Origin of the sequence: Pseudobacteroides cellulosolvens ATCC 35603 = DSM 2933 (assembly GCF_001262605.1) — a bacterium.
GTDB classification, from domain to species: domain Bacteria; phylum Bacillota; class Clostridia; order Acetivibrionales; family DSM-2933; genus Pseudobacteroides; species Pseudobacteroides cellulosolvens.
This window is the reverse complement of record NZ_LGTC01000001.1, coordinates 827,952-851,741: the sequence shown is the minus strand read 5'-3', so window position 1 is coordinate 851,741 and position 23,790 is coordinate 827,952. Positions and strand designations below refer to the sequence as shown.

31 protein-coding genes, 2 tRNA genes, 1 other RNA gene and 1 other annotated feature are annotated in these 23,790 nt (G+C 33.2%); of the genes, 9 read left to right on the top strand and 25 right to left on the bottom strand.

All coding sequences use genetic code 11. From position 1 onward, the window contains the following. Positions 1-49: 49 nt before the first annotated feature. The 6 genes from Bccel_RS03590 to Bccel_RS03565 form a co-directional block, all read right to left on the bottom strand. Positions 50-757: a hypothetical protein gene (locus Bccel_RS03590; protein ID WP_036943143.1), complete on the bottom strand. Its 708-nt coding sequence runs from the start codon at positions 755-757 to the stop codon at positions 50-52. A 27-nt stretch (positions 758-784) separates the two neighbouring features. Continuing rightward, positions 785-1,036: a hypothetical protein gene (locus Bccel_RS03585; protein WP_036943140.1), complete on the bottom strand. Its 252-nt coding sequence runs from the start codon at positions 1,034-1,036 to the stop codon at positions 785-787. 924 nt (positions 1,037-1,960) lie between these two features. Next, positions 1,961-2,287, bottom strand: a complete 327-nt coding sequence (locus Bccel_RS30695) for a hypothetical protein (RefSeq protein WP_162838926.1) — start codon at positions 2,285-2,287, stop codon at positions 1,961-1,963. Between the two features lie 106 nt (positions 2,288-2,393). Next, positions 2,394-2,846 carry a hypothetical protein gene (locus tag Bccel_RS03575; RefSeq protein ID WP_036943134.1) on the bottom strand — a complete coding sequence of 151 codons (453 nt, stop codon included), beginning with the start codon at positions 2,844-2,846 and terminating at the stop codon, positions 2,394-2,396. Between the two features lie 359 nt (positions 2,847-3,205). Then, a complete protein-coding gene (locus tag Bccel_RS03570) occupies positions 3,206-3,436 on the bottom strand; it encodes a hypothetical protein (RefSeq protein WP_036943131.1) in 231 nt (76 codons plus the stop codon). 16 nt (positions 3,437-3,452) lie between these two features. Further along, positions 3,453-3,641, bottom strand: coding sequence for a hypothetical protein (locus Bccel_RS03565; protein WP_152965909.1), 189 nt, complete (start codon positions 3,639-3,641; stop codon positions 3,453-3,455). A 449-nt stretch (positions 3,642-4,090) separates the two neighbouring features. Between Bccel_RS03565 and Bccel_RS03560 the strand changes: the two genes are divergently transcribed. From Bccel_RS03560 to Bccel_RS03525, 8 genes are all read left to right on the top strand, one after another. Then, positions 4,091-4,588, top strand: coding sequence for a hypothetical protein (locus Bccel_RS03560; protein ID WP_036943125.1), 498 nt, complete (start codon positions 4,091-4,093; stop codon positions 4,586-4,588). A gap of 29 nt (positions 4,589-4,617) precedes the next feature. Further along, positions 4,618-5,130: an SMI1/KNR4 family protein gene (locus tag Bccel_RS03555; RefSeq protein ID WP_050753059.1), complete on the top strand. Its 513-nt coding sequence runs from the start codon at positions 4,618-4,620 to the stop codon at positions 5,128-5,130. 36 nt (positions 5,131-5,166) lie between these two features. Continuing rightward, entirely contained in the window at positions 5,167-5,463 is a 297-nt protein-coding gene (locus Bccel_RS03550; protein ID WP_036943122.1) for a hypothetical protein, read from the top strand. Between the two features lie 94 nt (positions 5,464-5,557). After that, positions 5,558-6,208, top strand: coding sequence for a hypothetical protein (locus Bccel_RS03545; protein WP_152965908.1), 651 nt, complete (start codon positions 5,558-5,560; stop codon positions 6,206-6,208). Further along, positions 6,186-6,665, top strand: coding sequence for a hypothetical protein (locus Bccel_RS03540; RefSeq protein WP_036943115.1), 480 nt, complete (start codon positions 6,186-6,188; stop codon positions 6,663-6,665). Before Bccel_RS03545 ends, Bccel_RS03540 begins: the two co-directional genes overlap by 23 nt. A gap of 54 nt (positions 6,666-6,719) precedes the next feature. Then, positions 6,720-7,370, top strand: coding sequence for a hypothetical protein (locus tag Bccel_RS03535; protein ID WP_036943112.1), 651 nt, complete (start codon positions 6,720-6,722; stop codon positions 7,368-7,370). Between the two features lie 13 nt (positions 7,371-7,383). Then, positions 7,384-8,043: a metallophosphoesterase family protein gene (locus tag Bccel_RS03530; RefSeq protein ID WP_036943109.1), complete on the top strand. Its 660-nt coding sequence runs from the start codon at positions 7,384-7,386 to the stop codon at positions 8,041-8,043. A 15-nt stretch (positions 8,044-8,058) separates the two neighbouring features. Continuing rightward, positions 8,059-8,547: a DUF3841 domain-containing protein gene (locus tag Bccel_RS03525; protein ID WP_036943107.1), complete on the top strand. Its 489-nt coding sequence runs from the start codon at positions 8,059-8,061 to the stop codon at positions 8,545-8,547. A 192-nt stretch (positions 8,548-8,739) separates the two neighbouring features. Here Bccel_RS03525 and Bccel_RS29515 read toward each other — a convergent pair whose 3' ends face one another. From Bccel_RS29515 to Bccel_RS03465, 12 genes are all read right to left on the bottom strand, one after another. Further along, positions 8,740-9,159, bottom strand: a complete 420-nt coding sequence (locus tag Bccel_RS29515) for a hypothetical protein (protein ID WP_050753058.1) — start codon at positions 9,157-9,159, stop codon at positions 8,740-8,742. Continuing rightward, on the bottom strand, positions 9,156-9,437 hold the full coding sequence (locus Bccel_RS29510; protein WP_050753057.1) for a MerR family transcriptional regulator: 282 nt from the start codon (positions 9,435-9,437) through the stop codon (positions 9,156-9,158). Before Bccel_RS29510 ends, Bccel_RS29515 begins: the two co-directional genes overlap by 4 nt. 221 nt (positions 9,438-9,658) lie before the next feature. After that, the gene (locus tag Bccel_RS03510) at positions 9,659-9,856 is read right to left on the bottom strand and encodes a hypothetical protein (protein ID WP_036943103.1); all 198 of its coding nucleotides are present in this window, start codon (positions 9,854-9,856) and stop codon (positions 9,659-9,661) included. Between the two features lie 461 nt (positions 9,857-10,317). After that, positions 10,318-10,815: a dihydrofolate reductase gene (locus Bccel_RS03505; protein WP_036943100.1), complete on the bottom strand. Its 498-nt coding sequence runs from the start codon at positions 10,813-10,815 to the stop codon at positions 10,318-10,320. 143 nt (positions 10,816-10,958) lie between these two features. Beyond that, positions 10,959-11,348 (bottom strand): hypothetical protein, encoded by a 390-nt coding sequence (locus tag Bccel_RS03500; RefSeq protein ID WP_050753056.1) that lies wholly within the window; start codon positions 11,346-11,348, stop codon positions 10,959-10,961. Between the two features lie 272 nt (positions 11,349-11,620). Continuing rightward, a complete protein-coding gene (gene metG, locus Bccel_RS03495) occupies positions 11,621-13,243 on the bottom strand; it encodes a methionine--tRNA ligase (protein ID WP_036943097.1) in 1,623 nt (540 codons plus the stop codon). Positions 13,244-13,318: 75 nt separating this feature from the next. Beyond that, positions 13,319-13,595, bottom strand: a binding site (T-box leader). A gap of 149 nt (positions 13,596-13,744) precedes the next feature. Next, positions 13,745-14,506 (bottom strand): inositol monophosphatase family protein, encoded by a 762-nt coding sequence (locus Bccel_RS03490; RefSeq protein ID WP_036943094.1) that lies wholly within the window; start codon positions 14,504-14,506, stop codon positions 13,745-13,747. Positions 14,507-14,538: 32 nt separating this feature from the next. Then, positions 14,539-15,411, bottom strand: coding sequence for an NADAR family protein (locus tag Bccel_RS03485; protein ID WP_036943091.1), 873 nt, complete (start codon positions 15,409-15,411; stop codon positions 14,539-14,541). Positions 15,412-15,482: 71 nt separating this feature from the next. Further along, positions 15,483-15,899, bottom strand: coding sequence for an NUDIX hydrolase (locus Bccel_RS03480; RefSeq protein ID WP_036943088.1), 417 nt, complete (start codon positions 15,897-15,899; stop codon positions 15,483-15,485). Between the two features lie 109 nt (positions 15,900-16,008). Next, the gene (locus Bccel_RS03475) at positions 16,009-16,374 is read right to left on the bottom strand and encodes a hypothetical protein (protein ID WP_036943085.1); all 366 of its coding nucleotides are present in this window, start codon (positions 16,372-16,374) and stop codon (positions 16,009-16,011) included. Positions 16,375-16,492: 118 nt separating this feature from the next. Further along, positions 16,493-16,825: a hypothetical protein gene (locus Bccel_RS03470; RefSeq protein WP_036943083.1), complete on the bottom strand. Its 333-nt coding sequence runs from the start codon at positions 16,823-16,825 to the stop codon at positions 16,493-16,495. Between the two features lie 51 nt (positions 16,826-16,876). Beyond that, positions 16,877-17,254, bottom strand: coding sequence for a nuclear transport factor 2 family protein (locus tag Bccel_RS03465; protein WP_036943079.1), 378 nt, complete (start codon positions 17,252-17,254; stop codon positions 16,877-16,879). A gap of 487 nt (positions 17,255-17,741) precedes the next feature. Between Bccel_RS03465 and Bccel_RS03455 the strand changes: the two genes are divergently transcribed. Continuing rightward, positions 17,742-18,323: a hypothetical protein gene (locus Bccel_RS03455; RefSeq protein WP_036943073.1), complete on the top strand. Its 582-nt coding sequence runs from the start codon at positions 17,742-17,744 to the stop codon at positions 18,321-18,323. A 40-nt stretch (positions 18,324-18,363) separates the two neighbouring features. On the opposite strand, the gene rnpB is transcribed toward Bccel_RS03455, so the two are convergent. From rnpB to sigI, 7 genes are all read right to left on the bottom strand, one after another. Beyond that, positions 18,364-18,708: RNase P RNA component class A (gene rnpB / locus Bccel_RS28505), an RNA gene on the bottom strand. A 78-nt stretch (positions 18,709-18,786) separates the two neighbouring features. After that, positions 18,787-19,890: a Nif3-like dinuclear metal center hexameric protein gene (locus tag Bccel_RS03445; protein ID WP_036943070.1), complete on the bottom strand. Its 1,104-nt coding sequence runs from the start codon at positions 19,888-19,890 to the stop codon at positions 18,787-18,789. 169 nt (positions 19,891-20,059) lie between these two features. Then, the gene (locus tag Bccel_RS03440; protein WP_036943067.1) at positions 20,060-20,752 is read right to left on the bottom strand and encodes a tRNA (adenine(22)-N(1))-methyltransferase; all 693 of its coding nucleotides are present in this window, start codon (positions 20,750-20,752) and stop codon (positions 20,060-20,062) included. A 159-nt stretch (positions 20,753-20,911) separates the two neighbouring features. Continuing rightward, a tRNA-Ile gene (locus tag Bccel_RS03435) sits at positions 20,912-20,985 on the bottom strand. Positions 20,986-20,991: 6 nt separating this feature from the next. Then, positions 20,992-21,064: transfer RNA gene (locus Bccel_RS03430), tRNA-Asn, on the bottom strand. A gap of 230 nt (positions 21,065-21,294) precedes the next feature. After that, positions 21,295-22,824, bottom strand: a complete 1,530-nt coding sequence (locus Bccel_RS03425; RefSeq protein ID WP_152965906.1) for an anti-sigma-I factor RsgI family protein — start codon at positions 22,822-22,824, stop codon at positions 21,295-21,297. Beyond that, the gene (gene sigI / locus Bccel_RS03420; RefSeq protein ID WP_036943063.1) at positions 22,814-23,572 is read right to left on the bottom strand and encodes an RNA polymerase sigma-I factor; all 759 of its coding nucleotides are present in this window, start codon (positions 23,570-23,572) and stop codon (positions 22,814-22,816) included. The genes Bccel_RS03425 and sigI overlap by 11 nt, the downstream gene beginning before the upstream one ends. Between the last annotated feature and the right edge of the window lie 218 nt (positions 23,573-23,790).

Genomic DNA, 23,790 nt, shown 5'->3' with positions numbered 1-23,790 from the left:
TACCTTACTTAATCATGCCGAATCTAAGACTGATAACAATTTCGAACATTTAAACTGTTTTAAAATTATACTTAACAATAACCCATGGAAGCCAAAGTACTGGTTCAGCACCTACAGTGTCCTGATTTGTATATTCAGCCAACTTTTTTGCTTCATCAATCGTTGATATAAACCCGCTGCTGTTCAACCTGAAACCAAATTCCCTATCATAATCATCCTCAAGGCTATTGCATATGTATGAATGAAATGTTCCCATCTCATAACCTAAGATTTCAAAACCTAAAACTGAACCATTACTTTCCATTAGGCACTTATTGAATACGTTTTTCTCGACACTGTAATATGTCTCTTTTGATATTCCTGTGTCCTCTATAAATTCATTATTATATTCTTCTGGCAAACCTATTCCCACAAGGAGTAAGTCCTGAACGTTATAAAGAAAATTCAAATAGAACTCCCTGGCCGATTCTAAATTATTAAAAACATGGGGAAAACCAAAATCCCCAGAGATATTCTTATCATTTATCCATTCTATTAAATTATTAAACGTAGTGTTTGAAGTGTTTAAGTTCTGCCTGTATTTATCTTTTTCTTTTTCAGAAGTGCTCCAAACAGAAGATATATCAGGGTAAACGTCGCATATGCAGTTACTTACTGATAGAATAGTTTCAGGTATTACTCTACTATTCATGTATTCTGCCCTCTGTGTAGGTTTAACAATATAATATCCACCTAAATGATACTTATAAATATACATTTCATCCCACCTACTCTATTCTTATCGTTACGACTTCATCCTTTTTGATATTAAGGTAATTGTTTTAGGTTTGTTTAGTATAACCGTTTCTTCAGGACCAGGAGCATAATGATAGTTCCTAAACATAGGAGATTCTATCCACCCCTTATTAATCCAGTAATTTAAGTCTGTTTTTGGAATAATTATTGAATACGCACCAATATAATCCATAGCCCAGTTCTCATATTCATGTTTTTTCCTGTTTAAAATACTCCTGATAGTTGCAAATAGCCCTTTCACAAAAACAATCCCAATTATTTAAAGTCTACACCTTGATATCTCTTCTTTAATTATACAGTAAAATTTAGTTATTTACTAATTACTAATTACTAATTACTAAGTTAATTTAGAAATAACACTTGCTATTTATTCCTCGTATTCTTACCCTATTAAACCTGCTCCTGAAATTCTTTTTTAGCCAACCAAGACAGTATTTGTAGAACAAGACTTGTAACTCACTCTCCAATACCATCTAACTGCTTATACTTCCTTGTATCCAATATAGGCATATCCAAAACTACCATGTTAATGTCATTATCAATAAGCCCCTGCTATTCTCTTAAAATATCAGTTTTGTTTCCAAAATCTATCTAAAGATTTTATATACAAGATAATTAAATATGACTAATAATAAAGGCTTTGCATTTTGTACAAAGCCTTTTCATTACGGTTTTTCAATTTTTCAAATCCGTCTATGCCATGTTGACCAAAATAAAAAGTGGATATCTCCTCGCTGAATAGAACGCTTTAATGCTTGGTACTCAGGTCTACTAAAGTCCTTTCCACTATGCTTTGTCGATATAAATATCTCTCTCATCTAAGGGCCCCATACCTTTAAAAGTATCCTGCTGTCTGGCTAAACTCTGGCTCTCAACTAACCCTCAAATAAGCATAATTCCTTTGACCCATTTACTTCACTCCTTACAGACTAAAATGTTCACAATTTAGCACTCCTCATACATACGTTTATTTTATAGACAAAAATGTGTCAATCCATTTTTGGGAACCTACCATATGTATGTTATACTTTTAGAATCATTTTATCGGGCCGCAAAAGAAAAATCAGGTCCAAATTCTTATATTTTAATTCTTTCTGCTATTAAATTTAATAAAAGAAAAAGGACTACTTTCATAGCCCTTTAAAACATATATTAAACTTTTAACTTATTCCTTATCACTTACATCACTTATCTCTTGCTCCCCAAAGTATTGTACCTCACCCGTCTTTCGATTATAAAATGCCTTTATTTCACCTATTCCTTGGAATTCTAATATATAACCCTTTTTCCTGTAATATCTAATGTTCCCATGAAGAATGAAAGGCTTACCATCTTCCTCAAACCGCTCCATAAAATCTACTCTATCAGCCCGGACACTTTTTATCCTCCAAATTGCCCTTTGTGTTGCTACTATTATTGTCTCAAGTTTTATCCCAAGACCTTCAATCGCTTTTTTATCATCATCCGAAATAATAACCTTATAATCCTTCACAACTATCACCATTCCTTAACATTTACTAAGGACTTTGTAGACCTTCATTTTGATGTATTTGCACCTATTCGATATTATTAACACCTTAACTTAATACCCTTTCAACTTATTGCATCCTATTTGTATTTGCCTGCTTGTAGTGTCGCTGAAACTTAATATACTCATCTATCCTGCTCTCCCCAAGCATTTTCCTAATTACATCTAAACTCTCATACAGTTTCCGATACTCATCCATTTTAGTGTTACTTACTTTCCCAAACCGCTCTAATGCTGAAAGGCTACAGTATAACATGCTCATAAGTAGTAAAAACTCGCTAATCGTAACTTCAACCTTTTCGTTTTCTTTTATAGTAGTAAGGGCTAAACGCAGAAACAAAGTCTTTGAATCTTCAATGTCCTCCAACACACACATTTCCCCAGTCATTTTAAATTCCGTCTGCAACACCATAATATACTTCTTTAGTTCACTTATTACTAAACACTTTATACTGCGGGGTATTACAATAGTCACATATTCAGTTTTAAACATGGTATAAACTTCCATGTTCGATTTTTCCATATTGAATGCCTCCTTAGTTTATTTTCCAGTACTAAGTTTCAGTGAAAAGTATAAAGAAAGATAAAAAGAGCATTCAAGTCTTTTTTAGTCGCAATATAAATTATTTAATTCCCTTATTTTTACCAGATTTTTATTTGTGAAAGTATTGAATCAGAAGTGTAAAATCTTTAGACAGCAAAGGCAGGCTTAAAACTATCGATAATATTTTAATAATCGTACTCTTCAAGTTGTTCTTCTGTAATATTTTCAAGCAATTCACCCAAATTACTCAGATACTCATTATTAAATTTTTTGCAAATCTTTTGAAAAATTTCATATTTAATTTCATCCTCATCTTCTTCATTTTTGTCATGTTCAATTTAATGAACTTTTGCTTCTTCCATCGCTTCTTCAACAGTTATTTCTGCCCCATGGTCTATATAAAATCCATCGTCCTCAAAGAAATAATATTGTTGAGTTATATCTGTCTTTATCAGGGCTTCAATAGATAATTGAATAATTAAATTGTCAAACATTTGAGCATATTCTCTATCCAACTTGTTTCTTGCATGTTTAACTGCTAATTCGTATTCAAATTTAAATGGAGACATTTTCATCATCCTTTCTTTATTTCTTGTTTACAGGAAACTTTATTCCCCTTTGCTTATACATTTCTTCTTTCCTTCTTATTATCTCTGCTTCTTCCTCATCAGTTAGTGCGGCTGATTTACATGCCTCACACACCCTTATTAAGTTTTCCATAATGAATTGGTTTACTTTAATCTCTTTTTGATTATCTTCTTTTTTAACCATCATACATCTTCCTTTCTTGTATTATTAATAATTTTATTGTGTCAAACACAGTTCAGTACTTTAAAATTTATGACATTATAGGGGGTATTACCTCAAAAGTCAAATTTACATCGGATTGTTTTTCAAGTAGATTTAATGTCGTGAATATAGTAGATATGCACACTGCAATTGTTTTCTTATCTCTACATTTTAAGCATAACACGCATCTGTAAATTGCCAACTAAACTGAAAATAATATTTTTAGGATTCTTGTAGTCTTATATATTTTACATATACTGGTACATTAGATAATAGACAATAAGATAAATATATATGTCTTTACTTATTTTAAGATGTCTCTTTACATCCTTATTAATTATAAGTATATCAATTATCATAGTATTTGAATTACCATACCCTTACATGATAATATATTTATTAACAGTATATTTTCGTAAAGCAATAGGTGACATATGAGTTTTCAAGGAATAATTGATGCAAGAGTTCATAATAACAGAAAAATAGGTGTACTTATAGAAATTAAATGTACTGACTGCAATACACATTTATTGTCAACATCCAATATAGATAGGATAAAAGCATTTATAAGTGAATTATCTTTCCATATTGCAGCAGTAAGACCGTTATATTTAAGTAAAAATGACATTCCTCTGGACGTTTTAACTGACATAAAAGATTTCCATAGAAACAAAGCAGTTTTATTATGTACGAGTAAATCTGCTGATATAATCGAAAAAGCAGTTAATGGCTGGTTAAATAAGTTCTTTATCAGGGATGTCTGTCTACTGGAGCAGCGTTGGATAAAGGATAAAAGCAAGACCATTGGCAACCTTCTAAACGAAGTTTCTGCATTAATAGGTAAAAGCCTCTATATTAAAACATTTGCTTGGTTTGAAATCGGAGAAACCCTTGAAGTAGACTATAAAAAACTGGCTGATTTCTACTATTAAGATATTTTAAGTAAAGACTTTGGAGGAAAATGATTTGGGGTAAGGCATTTGAAAAAGAATACAGAAAAAATCCTGTTGCAACTCAGCATGAATTCCAGGCATTTTTGAACACTTGGAATGATGATATAACAGATAAAGAACTTGAAGAGATTGTCGGAAGCCATCAAAGCAACGCTTGCAGTTGGAGATTCCCCAAGATAAATTTTCCAGATAGTTATATTAGTTTCCTTCAATACTCTAACGGTGGAGAGTTTGAAAATGGTGATAGGTACTTCCAGTTTTTTAATATTTTTGAGATTCGAGAATTTAATATAGCCTACCATATTCCCAAGTACATGGAGTATGCCGTATCATTTGCAATGGATGAGAATGGTAATCACTATTTATTTGATATGAGGCATAACCCCATAAATGGCGAATACCCAATACTTGCTGCAAGTTCAGGTAACTTAGGATATGATGACTGTAAATTAATTGCCCACTCATTTCGGGAAGTGTGTTCGGGAAAGATATCAATAGAAGATATACTATTTGAAAAATAAGCGGAATAAGACAATAGACTATTTAGGATGGTAAATATGTGGCAAATTAAAAATTCATTTATTTCAAGAATAAATAAATATTTTGAATCACGTGGGGGAGAAGGCAACTTTACAAAGATTTTTTGTAATTTTCCATATCAAACGCAGGCTGAAATATTAACCCTATTAGGAGTATCAACTGAAGAAGAAAAACCACTAATTGCTTCATATAAAAGGGTTATTATTGCGTACTGCTTACAACACATAAGTTATGGTGGTCCAATCTCGACAATAATACTTTATTTGTTGACTTGGAAAACATTATTGAGACAAGAACACAAATTAAATACATGAATCCTAAGTGTGATATATTCAGGTTAGGTATTATAACAAAAGAAAATAAGGAGTTTGAAATTCAGATGGAAGCAGGGAGACCATTTAGCGGTATATGGAACGTAATATTAATGATTATAGGCTTACGAAAGGAATAAGTATGGCAGCAGATTGTCCACAATTATTTTATGAATATAGAGAACTTGAGCAAAATGCAGGAATGATTATCTTAAAAGGTTGTAGGGAGCATTTAAAATATTTTAATAACCGAAGACGTTTAATTCAAATTTTCAAGTACAATTTTACTCACCTTTATATACATTGGGAAATTTTCGATTTAGGTGGTACTTATTATATTTGCCGTACCAAGTGGTACTTTGAAACAGACTCAGAAAAATTCAGAAACCCTGTTGAAAGGCTTAAATACCCAAAAGTCATTTTTCCAACCATAACATGTAAAAGCAGCGTTTTAAGAGAGGAATTTATAAATAAATCTATAGAGCAAATAATGAAAAGCCCTATAAATCCTATCTCATTCGAGAAAAAGCAGGATTTTTGTAACGTAAGGTATGAAATAATTATTAATGATAATACCGAAAATAAAAAACATATTTTTCCCGATGACGGTTATAAACATGGATGGGATTACCTATACGGGTTCGTAAGTGATATTGAGGAAATTACAGACAATAAATTTTGTTGGAGCCAAGGTGCAATTATTATGGCTTCTACTGGAGATTTATATGGGTTCATCCTATTGTTTTGAATGCAATAACTGTGAACACAAATTTTTCACATCAGGGCCATGGGAATTCAGATGGAACAAAAGCGGTAAAATAGAATATTGCGGTCATCTATTAGGAAATAGAGTAAAACAAGGCGTAGACGGTCTTAGTGGCCACTTGTTTTGCGTAAACTGTGATACTGTGTCCGAAATCATTTTATTGGAATATAAGAAAAGAGTTTTTACCAACCTTGAAGTCTGGGGTAAACATACTGAACTAAAACCAGGCTACTCTCATGAAGAATATAAACAGTTTCTAAAATGGGGAAAATATGATTTTAAACTTAAAGCCCCTAAAAATAATCCTGATAAAAAAATCCGTTGCCCTCACTGTGATATAACTAATTTACTTTTTTTAGTGCCATATCGTCCTTTTGAAAGCGACTGCCCTAAGTGCCATATAGGGAAAATACATCTTGTAAGAATTGATATTTCATAGTACTCAGACTAATTTTTACTATTTTATAAACATTTATTTATAAGAAGGTGTAAAATGATAAATAGAAAAAGTCTTTTTGAAAATAATTGTATCAGTCAGGATAATCCAGATGGTTTTGACCTATCAGGATTTGTTGATTTGACTTGGAATGAGTCTGAAAGAAAAACAGTTATCAGTTACTTAAAATCATTTGAATGCGTACTCTGGTCTCCTGGTATTGTCTGGTGCCGATTTCGTTGCAGACAAAAAAGAATTGGCGGTCCGTATTTCTTTGACGATGGCTTTTACAGGTGGTCGAATATTGATTTACATTATATTGAGTCGCACTACATTAAATTGCCTTCTGAAGTTATTACACATATTTTAAACAGAAAACATCTGATTCATACTGAAACATATAGTCAGTATATTGAGAGCAGTGAAGAGGTAAAAGAATTTGCAAAAACTCAGAAAACCTTTCTAACTCCTGGATTTGATGGTGAATTGTGGTTAATTCCTTCCGAATTCAAAGTAAATTCAGCAGTATTAAAGTTTTTCAGGCAATTTGGCGGATTATATGACTTATCAACAAAAGCGTTAATAGATTATATTAGGTCTGATAAAAAACTGCTATTAGAGAAAAAGTTTGATTATGCTGACTATTTTGAAATAGATAAAACTGCAAAAGATTTGGGAATTATACTTGAGTTCATTGAAAAAGATTAAAGAGGAATCTGATATGGATGCAATTAAACAAATGGTTAAAGTTGCTGGGTTTATCAGTGATGTTCATGCAGAGGATATTATATTTGAAACATCAATAATGTTTTTTAAACGCCAAGGTATCAAGGATATTTATTGCCTTGGGGATTTTTGTGATGGTTACGGTAATGTAGATAGAATAATTTCAAGGGCTCGTAATGAAGGAATAATATCAGTTAAAGGTAATCATGATATTTGGTGTTTGGGAGGTATTATGAGAAACATGCCAGATTCAATGACCTTAGCCGATTTATCAAATGATTCAATTGATTTTCTTAAAAGTTTGCCTAAAACCCGTGAAATTACGACTTCTACTGGCTCAGTCCTTCTTTGCCACGGAATTTTGGACAATGAAATGGCAAGGGTATGTTCTGATGATTATGGGTACGCAATCGAATCAAATGATGATTTGCAGATGTTTATTAATGGTTCGTATCCATCTATTATGATTAATGGGCATACCCACAGAAAGATGGTTAAGCAAATACAAGATAAAACCATTATTAATGTTGGTACATTATTTCGGGAACATAATCCCTCTCTCACTATAGTTGATTTTGAAAACAAGAATGTATATTTTTATGATATTATTGGTGGTATAGTAAAAGATGAACCTGAAGTTATTGAATTAAAATAGATTTGAGGTATTGATATGGGAATATATTATTCTATACAAGATTTAAATGCTTGGACTGAAGCACAGCACCGAGGTTATTTAATTGGTAATGAAAAGTATGTTTGGGAAGAATTTTTACGTCCCTATCACTGGATGATGTCCCAAATGCTTAAAAGAATTCCCGAATATAATGAGGAGTATCCTATATGGCTTTGGCCTGAAAAGCCCGACTTAAGGCGAAGTGGTCATATGGAAAGAGGTAAAAAGGCTATTCTTATTGAGGTAGAACTACCAGATAGTAAAGTACTATTATCTGATTTTCAAGCATGGCACTGCGTTTTAAATGATTATCCGATTTTGGATTATGATGATGAAATTATCGACATGGAATTAAGTTGGGAAAGGATATTCGATTTAGAATACTTGCGAAAGCATCCTGATTGGGGTATGTTGGATATTCAAGGTGTTACAGGTAAGATATACTTAAATCAGGTTAAGTCTGTAAGAGAATTTACCTGTAAATGAAAAATGCAAATCGGTTATAATTTAACATAATAACTGCTGATATTAAAAGTGAGATTTTAGAAGCCAATCATTGATAGAATTGGTTTGAGGTATCACATGGCAATAATTTTAATCAAATGTCCGAAATGCGGAAAGCAAATTGAAATGCACGTTGGACAAAGTTTTATAAATTTAATGGTTAATACATATGCATCATATCACTGCAAGCATTGTGGTGAATGTATTGAAATGGATTGGTTTGGTGAAAAGCCCAACCAAGAAATTGTTGATGCAATTTTTCTCTACCTGAAATAGCGTTGCATCTTCTTCCTTAAATAACGATAACTTCTTAAGAATCTCCGAAATCCGAACCTGATACGACTGCATAATCTCAGGCGGATTTGGATTTTTTACAACATCCAATACAGCCTCTTTACTCCCATACCATTCTATAATCTTTCTAAAATTACCCTGTGCTTCCTCACTGCCTGCATTAGCCATGAACTTGTCTTTGAAATTCTCCATATATCCATAATTTCGTTCACAACCTTCTACTTGTTTTCTGCCCATATTAACAAGCATTGAATGAAACAAATCTTCAATTTCTTCTTTGCTAAACTCATGAAAACTCATTTTATTTTTCCCTTTAATTTATCATCAATCAGTTTTATCAGGCCATTTAGGCGTTCCTTTTTCAACAACAGTATCTTCTTCTGGTTTATAAGCGTTTTCTCTTTATCAAACTCTTTAAAAAATAATATCTGTTGCAATGTTTCCATTGCTTTATCGTCATAAATCCGATATCCTGCTTCATTATATGTTGTAGGCTTTAGTATTCCTATTTCATCATAATAATGGAGCGTGCGTATGCTAATACCAGTTAATTTGGAAACATCGTTTACAGTCCTCATTTTTATATTCCCTCCTTTTATATATCCAGCCTATACTATAACGTTACGTGAGTGTCAAGAGTAAAATTAAAAAGAACAAAAAAGTTATTCTATAGAATTCCTTTTCGTCCTTTTAATCAGTTAAGTACTTCTGCATCCTTGCGCATTAACAATTTTCAATCGGTTCCTTAAGCGAGTAAATTATGGGTTTATTGAAGTTACTTTATGTAAGTTTGTACGTATTAAATATTACTTATCAGCCGTGTTGTCTGCCAAAAATACAAACAATCTTTGTCACTATTAATTCTATTTAGCCGTTCTACTTCCTTTTCAGCGTCTTCAAGTGACAAAACAACCTCTTTCACTGTAACAGCATTTTTATAATCATCTATAAACTTGTCAATCCTAATAATTGCATAAACATGGGTAGCACCCTTCACCTAAGTCCCTCCCTGTCATAACAATTCAATATAGATTTTATAAAGTTGCATTCTTAATAACCTCTAAAATCTTTTCGACCGTTTCATCCGCAGATAACATTGTCGTATCAATAACTGGATTACCATGTCACTTATATTGTTAAGAACCCTACCAAATAAATGTTTCCTGTGTAATACCCAATAAAAAATTACATAATCCAGCATATTACATTTTAAGTAGTTTCTTAAAACAAAAGAAATATTTCTGACTGCAATCTCATCTGTTTCTGGATTAAAAGTAGAGGGAGACATATTTATTGTTCTACACCAGTCGCTTTCAAGCCATGCTACATTATTCATTTTCTCAAGTAAACTCTTTCAATTTGCTGTTTTTCCTACACCTGCAGGTCCATTAAAAAAAATTTATTTTTTCATTCTTTTATTTCCTCTGTATAAATGGGAATGAAGGTATTATGGGTTTGTTACAGTTGTTTTTCATTATAAACTCTGCGTTTTCTTACATATGTATAGTATGTGTATGGAATTTCTCCATCCACATGTTCTTCATAGATTTTTTCGAATTCTGTTTTAGAAATTTGAGGGAAATATATATCACCATTAATAGTTTTATCAATTACAGTAATATATATCCTATCTGTGTATGGCAATGCATCCCTATATACTTGACCTCCGCCTGCAATAAATATTTCATCCTCATCTTTTACTAAGTTAATTGCTTCAATTAGGGATTTTACTGTGATACAGTTCTCATTGTTTATACTCTGAGTATTTGAAATTAGTATGGTTTTTCTGTTAGGGAGTGGTTTTCCTATTTCTTCAAAAGATTTTCTGCCCATAATAATGGTTTTACCTATAGTTAACTCCTTGAATCTATTTTGTTCACCTTTAACTTTCCAAGGTATAATACCATTATTACCTATCACGTTATTATTCGATACTGCTACAATTATTGAAATCATGAAAACATCCTCTGTTTTATATTAAAGTATGTGATATAGGTTTTGTAATTCAATGTTATATTATGGTAACCCATAAGTCAAGTTCTTGAATATAATAGACAATATGTTCATTGCTTGAAGTCTCATACCTATACTTACATAAATCAATCTTTCACAATAAAAACCTTATTATTTCGATAATATCCTGAGAATAATCGTTCGGTATTCAGCGGTGATGACTTTTCTAATTGCTCAATATTTTTTATCCATTTCACAAACTCAGGTAATACTTCTTTCTGCAAGCCCTCTCTGGCGTTATAAACATCCTTTTTTAATATTGCTCCAGCCCTGATATATAATCTATTAAAGGGGTTATTTTCATTAGGCAACCAATAATGCACTTCAAAAATTGAACCAATTATTTGTGGTTTCCAGTATTCCAGAGTTACATCGGTAATAATATTTTCTCTTCCAAGTATCTCTTCAAGTTGTGATGTTTTAAGCACATACGAAAAGTCAATTGGTATTTTTGATTTAGTTATTGATGAAATCATCTTAACATCTCACTTTCAAAGATATTTGATGTAATATTGAATAATTTAGGTTTCTTTACCATAACACATAATTTTTTCTTCTATCTTATTTTAAATTATACCAAACTTAAAAAATATTTACAGGTTCTTTGTTTTATCCTATATCATCCTTAAAGCCTTTCCAATATGAGTTTATATAAAAGTAAAATCAGTAAGCACTATTGTGGTTGTAATACGCATAGTTCAAGAATTAACTGCTCCCACCTAATATTCAGCAAGAGCAGTCACAACACCTATAATTTCTTGAGTTTTTCAAGTTCCTCGTCTATTCTATTTTTATCAATACGTTCAAACAAAATCGTTACATTTCCTATTCTTGAATCTGATGGCACTTCAATATACTCCCAGCCATTTGTCTCTATTTTTAACATATTCTTAACTTTATCTGACGAAACTGGTAAGAAAGGGTTCAGTAGTATTGAGAGGTTAGCGATAATTTGTACACATGTATGAAGTGTTTCTTTACATTTTACAATGTTATCTTTTACTGTAACCCATGGTTGTTCCTCATCGAAGTATTTGTTTGCTGACCGTATAAACGAAAATATAGTTTCTAAAGCATCCTTAAAATTACCTTGTTCAATCAGATTTCCAACGCCTAAATAGAGTTCAGTTAATAATTTTCTGATATTAGGATTGCATTGACCCTCTGGTACTTTGCTGTCAAAAGACTTATTTATAAAAACAAGGCTTCTATTAACAAGATTTCCATATGCACCAAGCAATTCACCATTATGGCTATTTATAAATTCTCTCCATGAGAAGTCAATATCCCGCTTTTCAGGTCCATTGGATATAAAAAAGTAGCGGATAGTATCTGGATTGTAACTTTCAAGAAGATATGGTATCCAAACCGCCCAGTTTTGACTTGTGGATATCTTTCTACCCTCAAGGGTTACATATTCGCTTGATATTATCTTATCAGGCAAATGAAGGTTTCCATGTGCTTTTAGCAATGCTGGAAGAATAATTGTGTGAAATGGAATGTTATCTTTGCCATGTATATAGTAGTGTAGAGAATTATCAGCCCACAGGGATTCCCAGTTTAAATTATTAGCGAAAACCCATTTCTTACTTGCAGAGAGATATCCTAAAACCGCTTCCACCCATACATATATCTTCTTAGTTTCAAATCCTTCAACAGGTATAGGAATACCCCACTCCAAATCTCTTGTCACTGCCCTGTCACGAAGTCCTTCATCAATATATCTTTGCGATAAACTAATAGCATTTGCTCTCCATCCACTTGAACAGTTAATATATTTCTTAATAAACGGCTCAAGTTTGGACAAAGCCAGAAAAAAGTGTTCTGATGGCTTACATATAGGGGATTCACCACAAATTCCACATCTCCTGTCATTTAAGTTGGACGGGTCTAAAAGGGAACCACAGGAATCACATTGGTCGCCTTTTGCAATACTTCCGCAGTTAGGACATTTGCCAACCACAAACCTGTCGGGTAAAAACTGATTACATTTTTGGCAGAAGGCCTGTTCTACAGTTTTCTTATAAATGTATCCACTATCTAATAGTTTTGCAAAGAACTCTTGAACAAAACTGCTATGAAAATAATCATTTGTTTGATTATATAAGTCAAATGTGAAGCCCAGTTTATCAAAACAACTTTTGAATTCATTGTGATAATAGTTAGAAATTTCTTTTGGTGAAACACCTTCCTTATTTGCTCTAATTTGAATAGGTGTACCATGGCAGTCACTTCCAGAAACATAGCACACTGAATGCCCTTTCAACCTATAATATCTTGCCAGTACATCTCCTGGCAATAAAGCCGCAATGTGCCCGATGTGGAGTGACCCATTTGCATATGGCCACGCTCCTCCAATAAATATGTTCATTGTTAGCACCTCCTAAATTTTGTGGTTTTATGAAACAATAAATGCAAATAAAAAACTCCCACCCCCAGGTATCATCCTGGGGACGAGAGCATTATACTCCGTGTTACCACCCCGATTCACCGATGACTCACGACATCAGCCTCAACAAGTACGTTAGAATAAATGGATTCTAATTATACTCTGGCACTGTAACGGGTGCACCCGTCGTAGCCTATATCTATAAACTTTTATAGAATATTTGGTACGAACGCTCCAAGACCATGTTCAACTACTTATTCTTTACTCCTTCTCAGCATTTAGGAGTTCTCTGTAAAAGACATCAATAGTTTACTCTTCTCTTCATAGCATTAATAATATTGTCATTTTATTATATTCTAATTCAACAAGATGTGGCAGTCAATATTAAAATACCATTTCCTGCTTAGTATTTTTCTAACTACAAAATTATGAACACATATTTAGTCATATATAATAGTCATAATCCACAAAGTATTTCTTCAATCAACTGCTATATTTATCTTTATACTGCTCCAAGCATACCTTGCCGTTTGTAACAATTATCCCTTTACTCTTATAATCCCACTCTGTAAAATCATAATTATATACTTTCCCACCTGCATTTTTCAGAATTAATGCTGCCGCTGAATGACCTTCCATATTACTGCTCAAATCTATAAAAAAATCTGTTCTTCCTCTCGCCACATTACAAATATTCAGGGCAGGTGATAAAAGTGGCATTCCCTTTTTAGCATTTTCAAAAATGCAACTCCAGTCTTTGTAGTATCTCTGTATATTATTATAATTTGCACTAAATCCGAAGACTGCCAAGCAATCACCAATTTCATTGTTTTGAGAGACATTTATCTCTTTCCCATCTAAAAAAGATTTCCCTTCGTCTTTTGTTGAATAAAAAAATTCTTCTGAGACAGGATTATAAACATAAGCCTCAGTAATCTCTCCCTGATTTTCGAGGCATACCGATATGCAAAAATATGGTACTCCAAATACAAAATTTGCAGTTCCATCAATAGGGTCAATAATCCAACACTTATCTGGCTTATTACTTATGCTTCCAACTTCTTCAGAATATATTGAATAATCAGGGTAAATTAATTTAATCTCATTTATCAATATCTTTTCAATTAAATAATCACTTTGCGTAACCAAATCAAACTTTTCTTTAGTTTCGCAGGTTTTTAATCCATTATACTGTTTTTTTAAGACTTCACCTGCATTTAAAATAATGTTTTTGATGTTTTCCAAAGCACCTCTCCCTTACCTTAAGAATTGATTCATTAAGTATTATCTTCATGTAATACTTTTAAATTCAATTTATCATAGTTCTTACAAACACGGATAAGTTCATCTCGTACTTCCATTAACGCAAACCCCAAAAAGTTTAACCCTTTCCATTCCAAAGGATTTTCTATATGCTTATCATCAGCCGCCATTCCTATTCCCCAAATCTTATCATAAGGACTGGCTTCAACAAGTACTCGATTTTTGGTCCCAATTAAAAACTCCCTTAACCCATCATTTTGTATAAATTTTGCATAATTACCGTTGAGAATTATGGCGTACCGTTTTATCTTCCATACCTCTTCATCAAAATTCCTGACTTTTCTTCCCAACTCCTTAATCTGCTTGGGGTGTTTGCTTTTCAATATCTCCTCTAATATTTCTTCATCTCCAAAGAGCCGTGCTTTTTCTGCCATCATATACTGTTCCATACAGCAGTAAGTATTTATATCAATTGTAAAGTCGGATTCCCACCATTGGCTTAGGCAGGTTTTTGTAATACTTCCATCAGCGGACGGCTGATGGCCCCAGAAAAACAAGTACTTATTTTCTTTACCTGCACGAAAATCCTTTTGTAAAGAGTCAATGGAATATTTCATATCTCCATCTTTGTTCCAAAGAAGATATCCTACATCATCATAAAAATCTTCCTCATTATCTTCATACCAACCAAGCCAGCCTTTAGGTGCAGGAAACATCTGCTCAAACTTCTTCTGTTCCTCTTTTGTCAGAGCACCGAACCATTCTCCGAATCTGTATATATAATTTTCTCCATATCCCATTCTCCAGCCAATACTATATCTGCTGATACTGGGACACATTAGCCATGGAGGGGCCATCGGATTTTTCATATCATATGTTTTTTTCACTTTATTACCTCCTGTCCGTTACAAATAAAGACTTAAGTGTAACACCAATAAATAATTTTATTTATACCATATCATAACAATTCTTGTATTGAAAATACATTGTTCTTTTCAAAATCCTCAAGAATACCTTGATGCAAAAGTTGCTTTAATTGGTCTTTGGTAGCCCAAAGATATTCCAAGTGTTCCACTGATAGCCTGACATCAGTCACTTCACTTCTACATAGATATGTAAGGATAACTACCTGTCTTGTCGGGGATGTTTTAAAAGTGGTAGCATATAAAAGTTTCTCAACTGTAACATTCAACCCAACCTCTTCCTTAATTTCTCGTATAAGTGCAGTTTCCAATTCCTCACCAAACTCAATTTTACCACCTACACATTCCCAAGTGCCTGCACCGATTTCATCATTACTTGCACGTTTTACTATTAATACTCTCCCGTCATTTACTATTACGCCTTTAACAGCAACTACTATTTTATTTTCCACTATATAGTACCTTCCTCATAGAATTCAAAGCAGTTTTATATTTCCAACTCATATACATGTTTTCCCCGTTCTCTACTTAATTTTATATCAACGCCCTACTACTTATCTCCTACAACTTTTCCCTATACTTCGGCACCTCATCCTCAAAGTCACATGCAGCGATAACCTGGCAGCCATTATTATATAATTCAGTCATAAGTTTTGCTATGGATTCAATATAATCTTCCCTTTCAACTTCATCACTTGGCTCTATATCCATAAAATAAAGCCAGTAAATAAAGTCATCTCCATTGACTTTGCCCCAAGGTGGCTTTGTAGCCTCATTTTCCTTAAGATAAATATTCCCCCACCAAGCCTCAATATCAAATCCATCAAAGGCTCCAGATACAATATCCATAATAATTCTATTTAATTGAAATCTTTCAATATCCTTATTTACAAATACTTTGCAATAATATTCATCTTTATCAAGCATTGAAATCACTCCATTTTTTGACTGATATTTAGCCTATAAATTTCAAAAAGGGAAAGTTCCTGTTTCAAACCTTTTCTTCCAATTTTCAAACACATGAGGAGCGTGACTATCAATTCTTCTAAACTTTTGCCCCACATGCTGTACACATTTTTGCTCTTGGAGTCCTTAATGGCTTCCCACAATTTTTGCATGGGTGTCCATAAATCGAAACTCTATGATGCATTACTACATTATGATGAAAACCCTTAAATCCAGTTATCTTCTCATATTCTTCAACTACAGGTTTAAATAAGTTACATAAAGTTGTCTTATCAAGTGGACTTCCTGTTGTTTCTCTATAAACCTTTGTCCTTTTTGTACAATCTATGAAAATTTCATGAACTCTGTTATATTCTTCTTCATCAAGCATCCCGACTTCTTGTTTGCATCGCCAGCACCACATTATTTTCACACGATACACCTCATAACCATAATAACTTCAATAATTCTTTCATTGTTTTACCTATTGTATTTTAGAAGTTAAAGTACCTTGATGAAAAACTATTTTCCATGAACCATTGAATACCTTCCATATTGAACTTCGCAATGAATACTTTACATCTTGACTCAATTCACTATGCTTAATCACCTTATAAGTAGCCAGTACACAGCCATTAGATAGTTCTTTGATTGTAAAATCCCGCACTTCGCAATTCTCAACTGATATATCTATCTCCTTACTAAAAACATCACCCATACTATAATGGTATATGGACCCTGAACTACGGAATTCCATAAAATCATCTGATAGCAGTTCACTTATTTTTTCTGCTGATTGCCTTGTTTCAGGTTTTAATAATTCTTTTTCCAATTCAAATATGTGTCTTTCAAGTAATTTCAATTTTATAGTTCATCCTTTCTGATGTTTCATATTTGCTTATAGGCAATAAGAACTGTAGGGGTTGATAAAGTGCTTTTATTTTTCTCTATTCCTTTTAGAAACTATTTTATATCGAATACTAAGAAAGAATAGTTCTATTATTACTAATATAAGTACTATAGCCCCCATTACTATTCTCACTTTGCTGTTCTGTTCATCATTAGGATAGACCTCAAGTGACCCATAAAAAGAATATACTAAAGGTAAAACAATTAATATAAAGATAAAGCCTATACAAATATCAATCAACAACACTTCTTTATTTCTATTCAATTCACCTCTCACCTGCTTCTTAACACTTCTCCCTATACTTATGCACCTCATCCCCAAAGTTAAATACGGCAATAATCTGACAACATTATTATATACCGCAATTATTTATTTTGCCAAATATTTCAGGGTAAAAGGCTTAGTTATAATAAAAAAACGATATAGGGACCATGTCAGGATGCTCGCTGAACAAGGATTTGAGGCTGTGGATATGATAAGTGTAATTATTGTTTTAACCATAAAATATTACTACAACAACGATACGACACTGTTATATGCAACTTTCCGTTTTCAACAATCCACACAATGCAGGAGTTCAAATATACATTATGAGCCTGACGAAAATAACATTCATGTATGTGGCACTATTGAATTTATGCCTGAAGCTGAAGCCTACTTATATGATATTAAATTCTTGGGCATTGATAATCAAAAAGCTCATACCTTGTTTAAAAATATATTCCCAGACAGTACACTTAATGTTGGCATCTACAGGTCATGTAAATCCTGCATTTCATTATTTTCTCATAGAGATAAAGTTTCCACTATTTATATAACAAGGGAAGGTTATGAGGAAGATGCTAAGATAGCTCAAGAAAAAGTATTTCAAGAGTTTCATTTAATACGTGATTATGGTGATGAATTTATTGAGCTCCCTGATGGTACTAAACACTACCTTAGCCCAAAAGCGAATGAAGCCGACGTTATTATCCCTAAAACTGATCCAACGAACAATAATACTTGCAAAAACAGCGTATAAGCAAAAACACCAGCCATATAAGCTGGTGCTAATGCGTATTTGAATGAGTAAGTCTATAAGCCGGGTTCTGTATTTGATGATCATCTATCTAGGCCATACATTTCTGTATAGCTCAAGCCACCTACCCGGGACTAGCGGGCAACCTTAACGTCCCTCTGCGGTGTTGCTCCAGATGGGGTTTACATAGACCGACAAGTCGCCATGCCGCTGGTGAGCTCTTACCTCACCTTTCCACCCTTACCTCATAAATGAGGCGGTATATCTCTGTTGCACTTTCCTTGAAGTCACCTTCACCGGGAGTTACCCGGCACCCTGCCCTATGGAGCCCGGACTTTCCTCGTATAAGGCCTTTCGGCACTTTACACGCGATCATCTGGCTTACTCATATTAAGTTTTAATTTTAAAATTCTTACTTATCAAAAATAAGCAACATATTATATACTAATATCCAAAGTCAAAAAAGTCAAGTAACTTTTATTGGGTCCTTTTCCACTTTGCTTGGTACTATTGTTAGATCTGAGAATTTGCCGCTCAGCAAACGGCTTAATTCATTTACAATAATTTTTTCGGTTCCGAAATGACCTGCATCAATAACACACAATCCCATTTCTGCAATGTCAAGTGCTGTGTGGTACTTTATATCTCCTGTCACCAATATATCCAGCTTACCCAATGATGGAATCACATCGCCATCAAAGCTTCCGCAAAAGACTCCCACCCTCTTTATATCCTCGCTTCTGTCTCCTATAACTCTCAAGCTTTTTATATTTAAGCTGTTTTTTATTCTGGACACCAATTCATCAAGACTTAATGCCTTATCCAGTTCTCCTTCTTTACCAAAACCGTACTCTTTTCCACCCTGCACTAAAGAATATATGTCATATGCAGGTTCCTCATATGGATGAGCCTCAAGCATGGATTCTACAACTCTATTTAACAACTCTTCCCTTACAATAGTTTCTACCCGGAACTCACTTACTTTTTCCAGTTTACCGGTATCCCCAATAAAGGGGTTACTACCTTCTAATGGTCTGAAAGCACCTGTTCCCTCCAATGTAAAGGAACAATCGCTGTAATTTCCTAACCATCCGGCACCTGCAGCAGTCATGGCACCTGTCACTTTTTCACCATATTCACACGGTACAAAAACTACAATTTTATACAATTTTTCTTTTGTATAAGTCTTAAGGTTTTTTATGTTCTTTAGTCCTAGAGTTTTAGCAAGTGTATAGTTTAGACCGTTTTCTGCAAAATCAAGATTGGTATGAGCACAATAAACACATATATCTTCCCTGATAAGACTGTAAATCAATTCTCCCTTTGGATCCTCAGGAATAATTCTTTTTATCCCCTTAAACAAAAAGGGATGGTGAGATATGATCATATCTGCTTTTTGTTCTATGGCCTCTTTTACAACATTTCTTGTTATATCAAGACATATAAGTATCTTCTGAACTTTTTTGTTCTTACTTCCTATCAATAACCCTATATTGTCCCACTCCTCACATAAATGGGGTGGTGCCAGTTCTTCCATAAAGTTTACAACATGCCTGCAAATAATGCTCATAGCTATCTTACCTCCATTTAATGTTTGCTCCTACCAAATGAGTAACTTTGCTTCAGGCATGAATAAAAAATTACTTCCGCTTTCTAAGCGGGTGTTGACGAGTTAAGTCAACACATGAGCGAAATTTATAGCGGAAGTTATTTTTTGATCATGACCAAAATAACAGAATTTACTTTAGTCCCTCAGCCAGCTTTTCAAAGCTTTCAATCAAAGATATGTAATGCTGCCTTAATTCATCCCTATTTTGATCTATATTTACCATTTCCATAACTATTTTTTTGTATGTTTTTATTTTCTTTTCGATATGAGCTTTCAGAAGCGGATCATTCCTTTCAAAAAGCTTTTCTCCAAAATGGTGGTATACCGCATCCTTTACTGAAGGTTTTCCAGTCCATTTTGCCACAATGACATTATATATCTTTTCACCTTCACTTGTAAGCTCTTCATCAACAATATCAAACCCGGTTTCATAAAGCCATTTCCTTAAACATTCTATCTCGTTCATAGGCTGTAAGACTATATTTTCACAATTGGTAACCTTATATAAACCATCGCTGATAATCCTACTTATAAGGTAACCACCCATTCCTGCAATAATAACCACATTAGCCTCGTTCTCACCTAATGGATCGAGACCGTCACCTAAACGGGTTTCTATGTAATTTGAAAGCCCAGAGCATCCAATATGCTTTTTTGCAAACACAATAGGACCTTTTTTAACATCGCAAGCTATTGCTCTTTTGCAAATGTTGTTATTAACAAGATATATTGGAATATATGCATGGTCAGTCCCAATATCGCACACCGTATCACTCTTGACAACTTTTGAGGCAATAAGCTTCAATCTTCCTTTTAACTCCATAACACTCCACCGATTAATAACAAAATCACGAAATGATTTTGTTAACCTTGATTGTTGTCGTGAGAAATTATGATTATGCAAACACCATAATTCCCTAGACACAAAATAATTTCCAGACAAAATAAAATAAGAAGCTTTTGCAAGCTTCCTATTTTTAAGTGGGCCTTCAGGGACTCGAACCCCGGACCAACCGGTTATGAGCCGGTTGCTCTAACCAACTGAGCTAAAGGCCCTTATAGCTCCTCAAGTAGGACTCGAACCTACGACCCTGCGGTTAACAGCCGCATGCTCTACCGACTGAGCTATTGAGGAATGTCGTTGTCATGTCTCAGACACGTATTATATTATACTGACGGATAGCTGTTTGGTCAAGACGTTATTTAACCAATATCGCCAATTATTGATATTTACATTTCTATTACTACTCATTTCATGCATTATCTACTAATTTCTTAAAATTTCACATTTTTCATTACAACAAATTTGTGAATAGATATTATAAAGCTTTTAACTTTTCTATAAACCAAAAAATTTAAGAAAACTTACTTAGGCTCGATTCCCCATTTTAAGGCACCTTTTATATAACCCGTTACATACTTCCAATCATACAATTCCTCAATTCCGGATGAATTATATGAATGGTCGTCGTCCTGCTCATAATTTGACCAATTGTCTTTATTAAACCATGTTATAACCATAGTACTTTTCCCCGGTTCCACCAAACCGCTTTTAAATCCTATTTCAAGGTAGTAGTCCGCTTTACCGGAAGGCCTATTCATTTTAACAAATCTGTGAATAATATTGGATTTGTCTGTTTGAGCCCAACAATCTGCCGACTGGGGCCTCTCCCCATTAATTGTGTAATAATATCTAACAGTCAGGTCTTTTAAATCAATTGCCTCACTGCCTGTATTAATAACATTTATAACAGTGTTTATCTGAATGACTTTACTTACTTTCTTTGAAACATTATAATACTGTATCTTAATTGTACCTGCTGATGAATCAGACGTTTTGCTTTCAACTGGTTTTTTACTTTCAGATATATTCTTAGGTGTTGGTGTATTTAATTTTGGTGGTATATCTAATTGAGTCGGTATATCTAATTGCGTTGGAATATTTAATTTTGTTGGTGTTTCCTTATCATTTTTTAGATTTATAGGATTATACGAATTTTTCGGAGTAGAACCCACTAATGCAGCTCCTTTTGTAAAAGTTGGTTTAGCTTCAGGTGTAGTATTTTTTATAGATTTAACGGTCGGTGTACTTAAAGTCTCTTTATCAGTACTTTTATTATACAAATCCAACTTTTTCATAAGCACTGCCAGATTGCCTGTTTTTGCCTCATTTAGCGTCATATCAACACCATTATTCTGAGCTTCTTTCAATATAAACTGTCTTCCGGCAGACAAACCGTTTTCCACCGCCTGCTTCTTAACCTCCGGTTCTACCTTGACTACATTTACAGTATACTCCTTATTTATCTCGGTACCATCGATAGATTTTAATGAAGCAATAAGCTTGTTTAGCTTAAGCTCCGCATTATCTTTATTTTCCTTATAACTTTTAATTTCCGGGTTTAATGATGCTGAAATCATAACAATATTATTTTTAGCATTCTTTATACCCTCTTTTTGAAATTTGCCCATAACTTTTTCCACAGCTTCTTTTATAGGCAATTCTTTTAACAAAGTATCAGATATCGCCTTTTTTCCGTCATTGTTTAATGGAATAACTTTTTTAACAATATCGTTATCGTTTATTAAAAACTCAATGCTTGGATTGATATCTAAATCAACATAAGCATAAAAGTTATTATCATTTTTAAAATTTCCTTTTTGTAAAACAACATAAATAATTATAATTGCAAACATCATTATCGCTGCTATTGCTGAAGCAACAAAAAAATTACTTTTTCTTTGGGATTTAATAACCTCACTATCACCAAAATAAACCTGCTGTCCTAAATACATTTCCGGCTTTCTTTTCACACGTACCAGTTCAAAGTCCACAGTCATAACCAATACTTCATTTTTATATACCTCCATAATAGTCCCCATGTTAATCACCACTCACACCCCCCTCCTCAGTAAACTGAAGATAACTCTTTATAACATCAAGGCCACTATTTATTACAAGACTTACTGCAATTATAAACTTGCGGTTTCTTTCTATCGTTGCATGGTGTACATCAACTAATTTCATCAAGTCAGTCATTGGAATATTCTTTGTTTTATTTAATTTATAATTAAGTTCCTTGTCGCTGGCTATAATCCTTGCTATTCTAATGCACATTAGTTTCGAGTCTTTGTGTTTTGGTATGCTTTTAGCCAAGTTTTCAAGGGTTATACCGAATGTTGCCAGTTTTTCCTTAAAGAGAATAATTTCTTCCTTTATTTCAATGTTATCAAGCCTTGTAACAGAGTATTCAAGCAAATACTTTTCTTTAAGTTCCTCATATGATTCACAATCAAAGTATGTAAAAGGAAATACATTATTATCTTTTCTGTTCTTCCTAATGTAGTCTATAAGTCTTCTGTTGATAACAAGGTCGCTGAATGCCAAAAAGCTCTTGTTTTTGTCTATATTAAAGCAATTTATTGCTTCATCAAATGCCATCAGTGCAATACTATATTCTTCGCTGTTTTGAACATCAACATATTTATTGGTTATTCTGGCAACTGTCTTTAAAATAAAAGGAGTATAATCACTTATAAATCTTTCTTTTAAAAGCTTGTCTCCATCTTGAATTTTAATTATTATGTCATTAGTGTAATCGATTTCAGGTTTTAGCTTCTTAAAAATACTCAATTTTGCCAATTTGATTTCCTCCCCTCTTATATATTTCGATAAAATTCAAATTTTTCAGTATAGGGTATGAAAGAAAATTACAAACCATTTTGTTCCCCCTACTCAAATAAGTTTGTTTTTTCGAATTATTATAATAGGTGTCGAACTGTAAAGTTATATATCAGTTCGATAACCATAGATACATAAAGGAATGATAAAATATGGGTCATTTCTAAATATTTAAATTT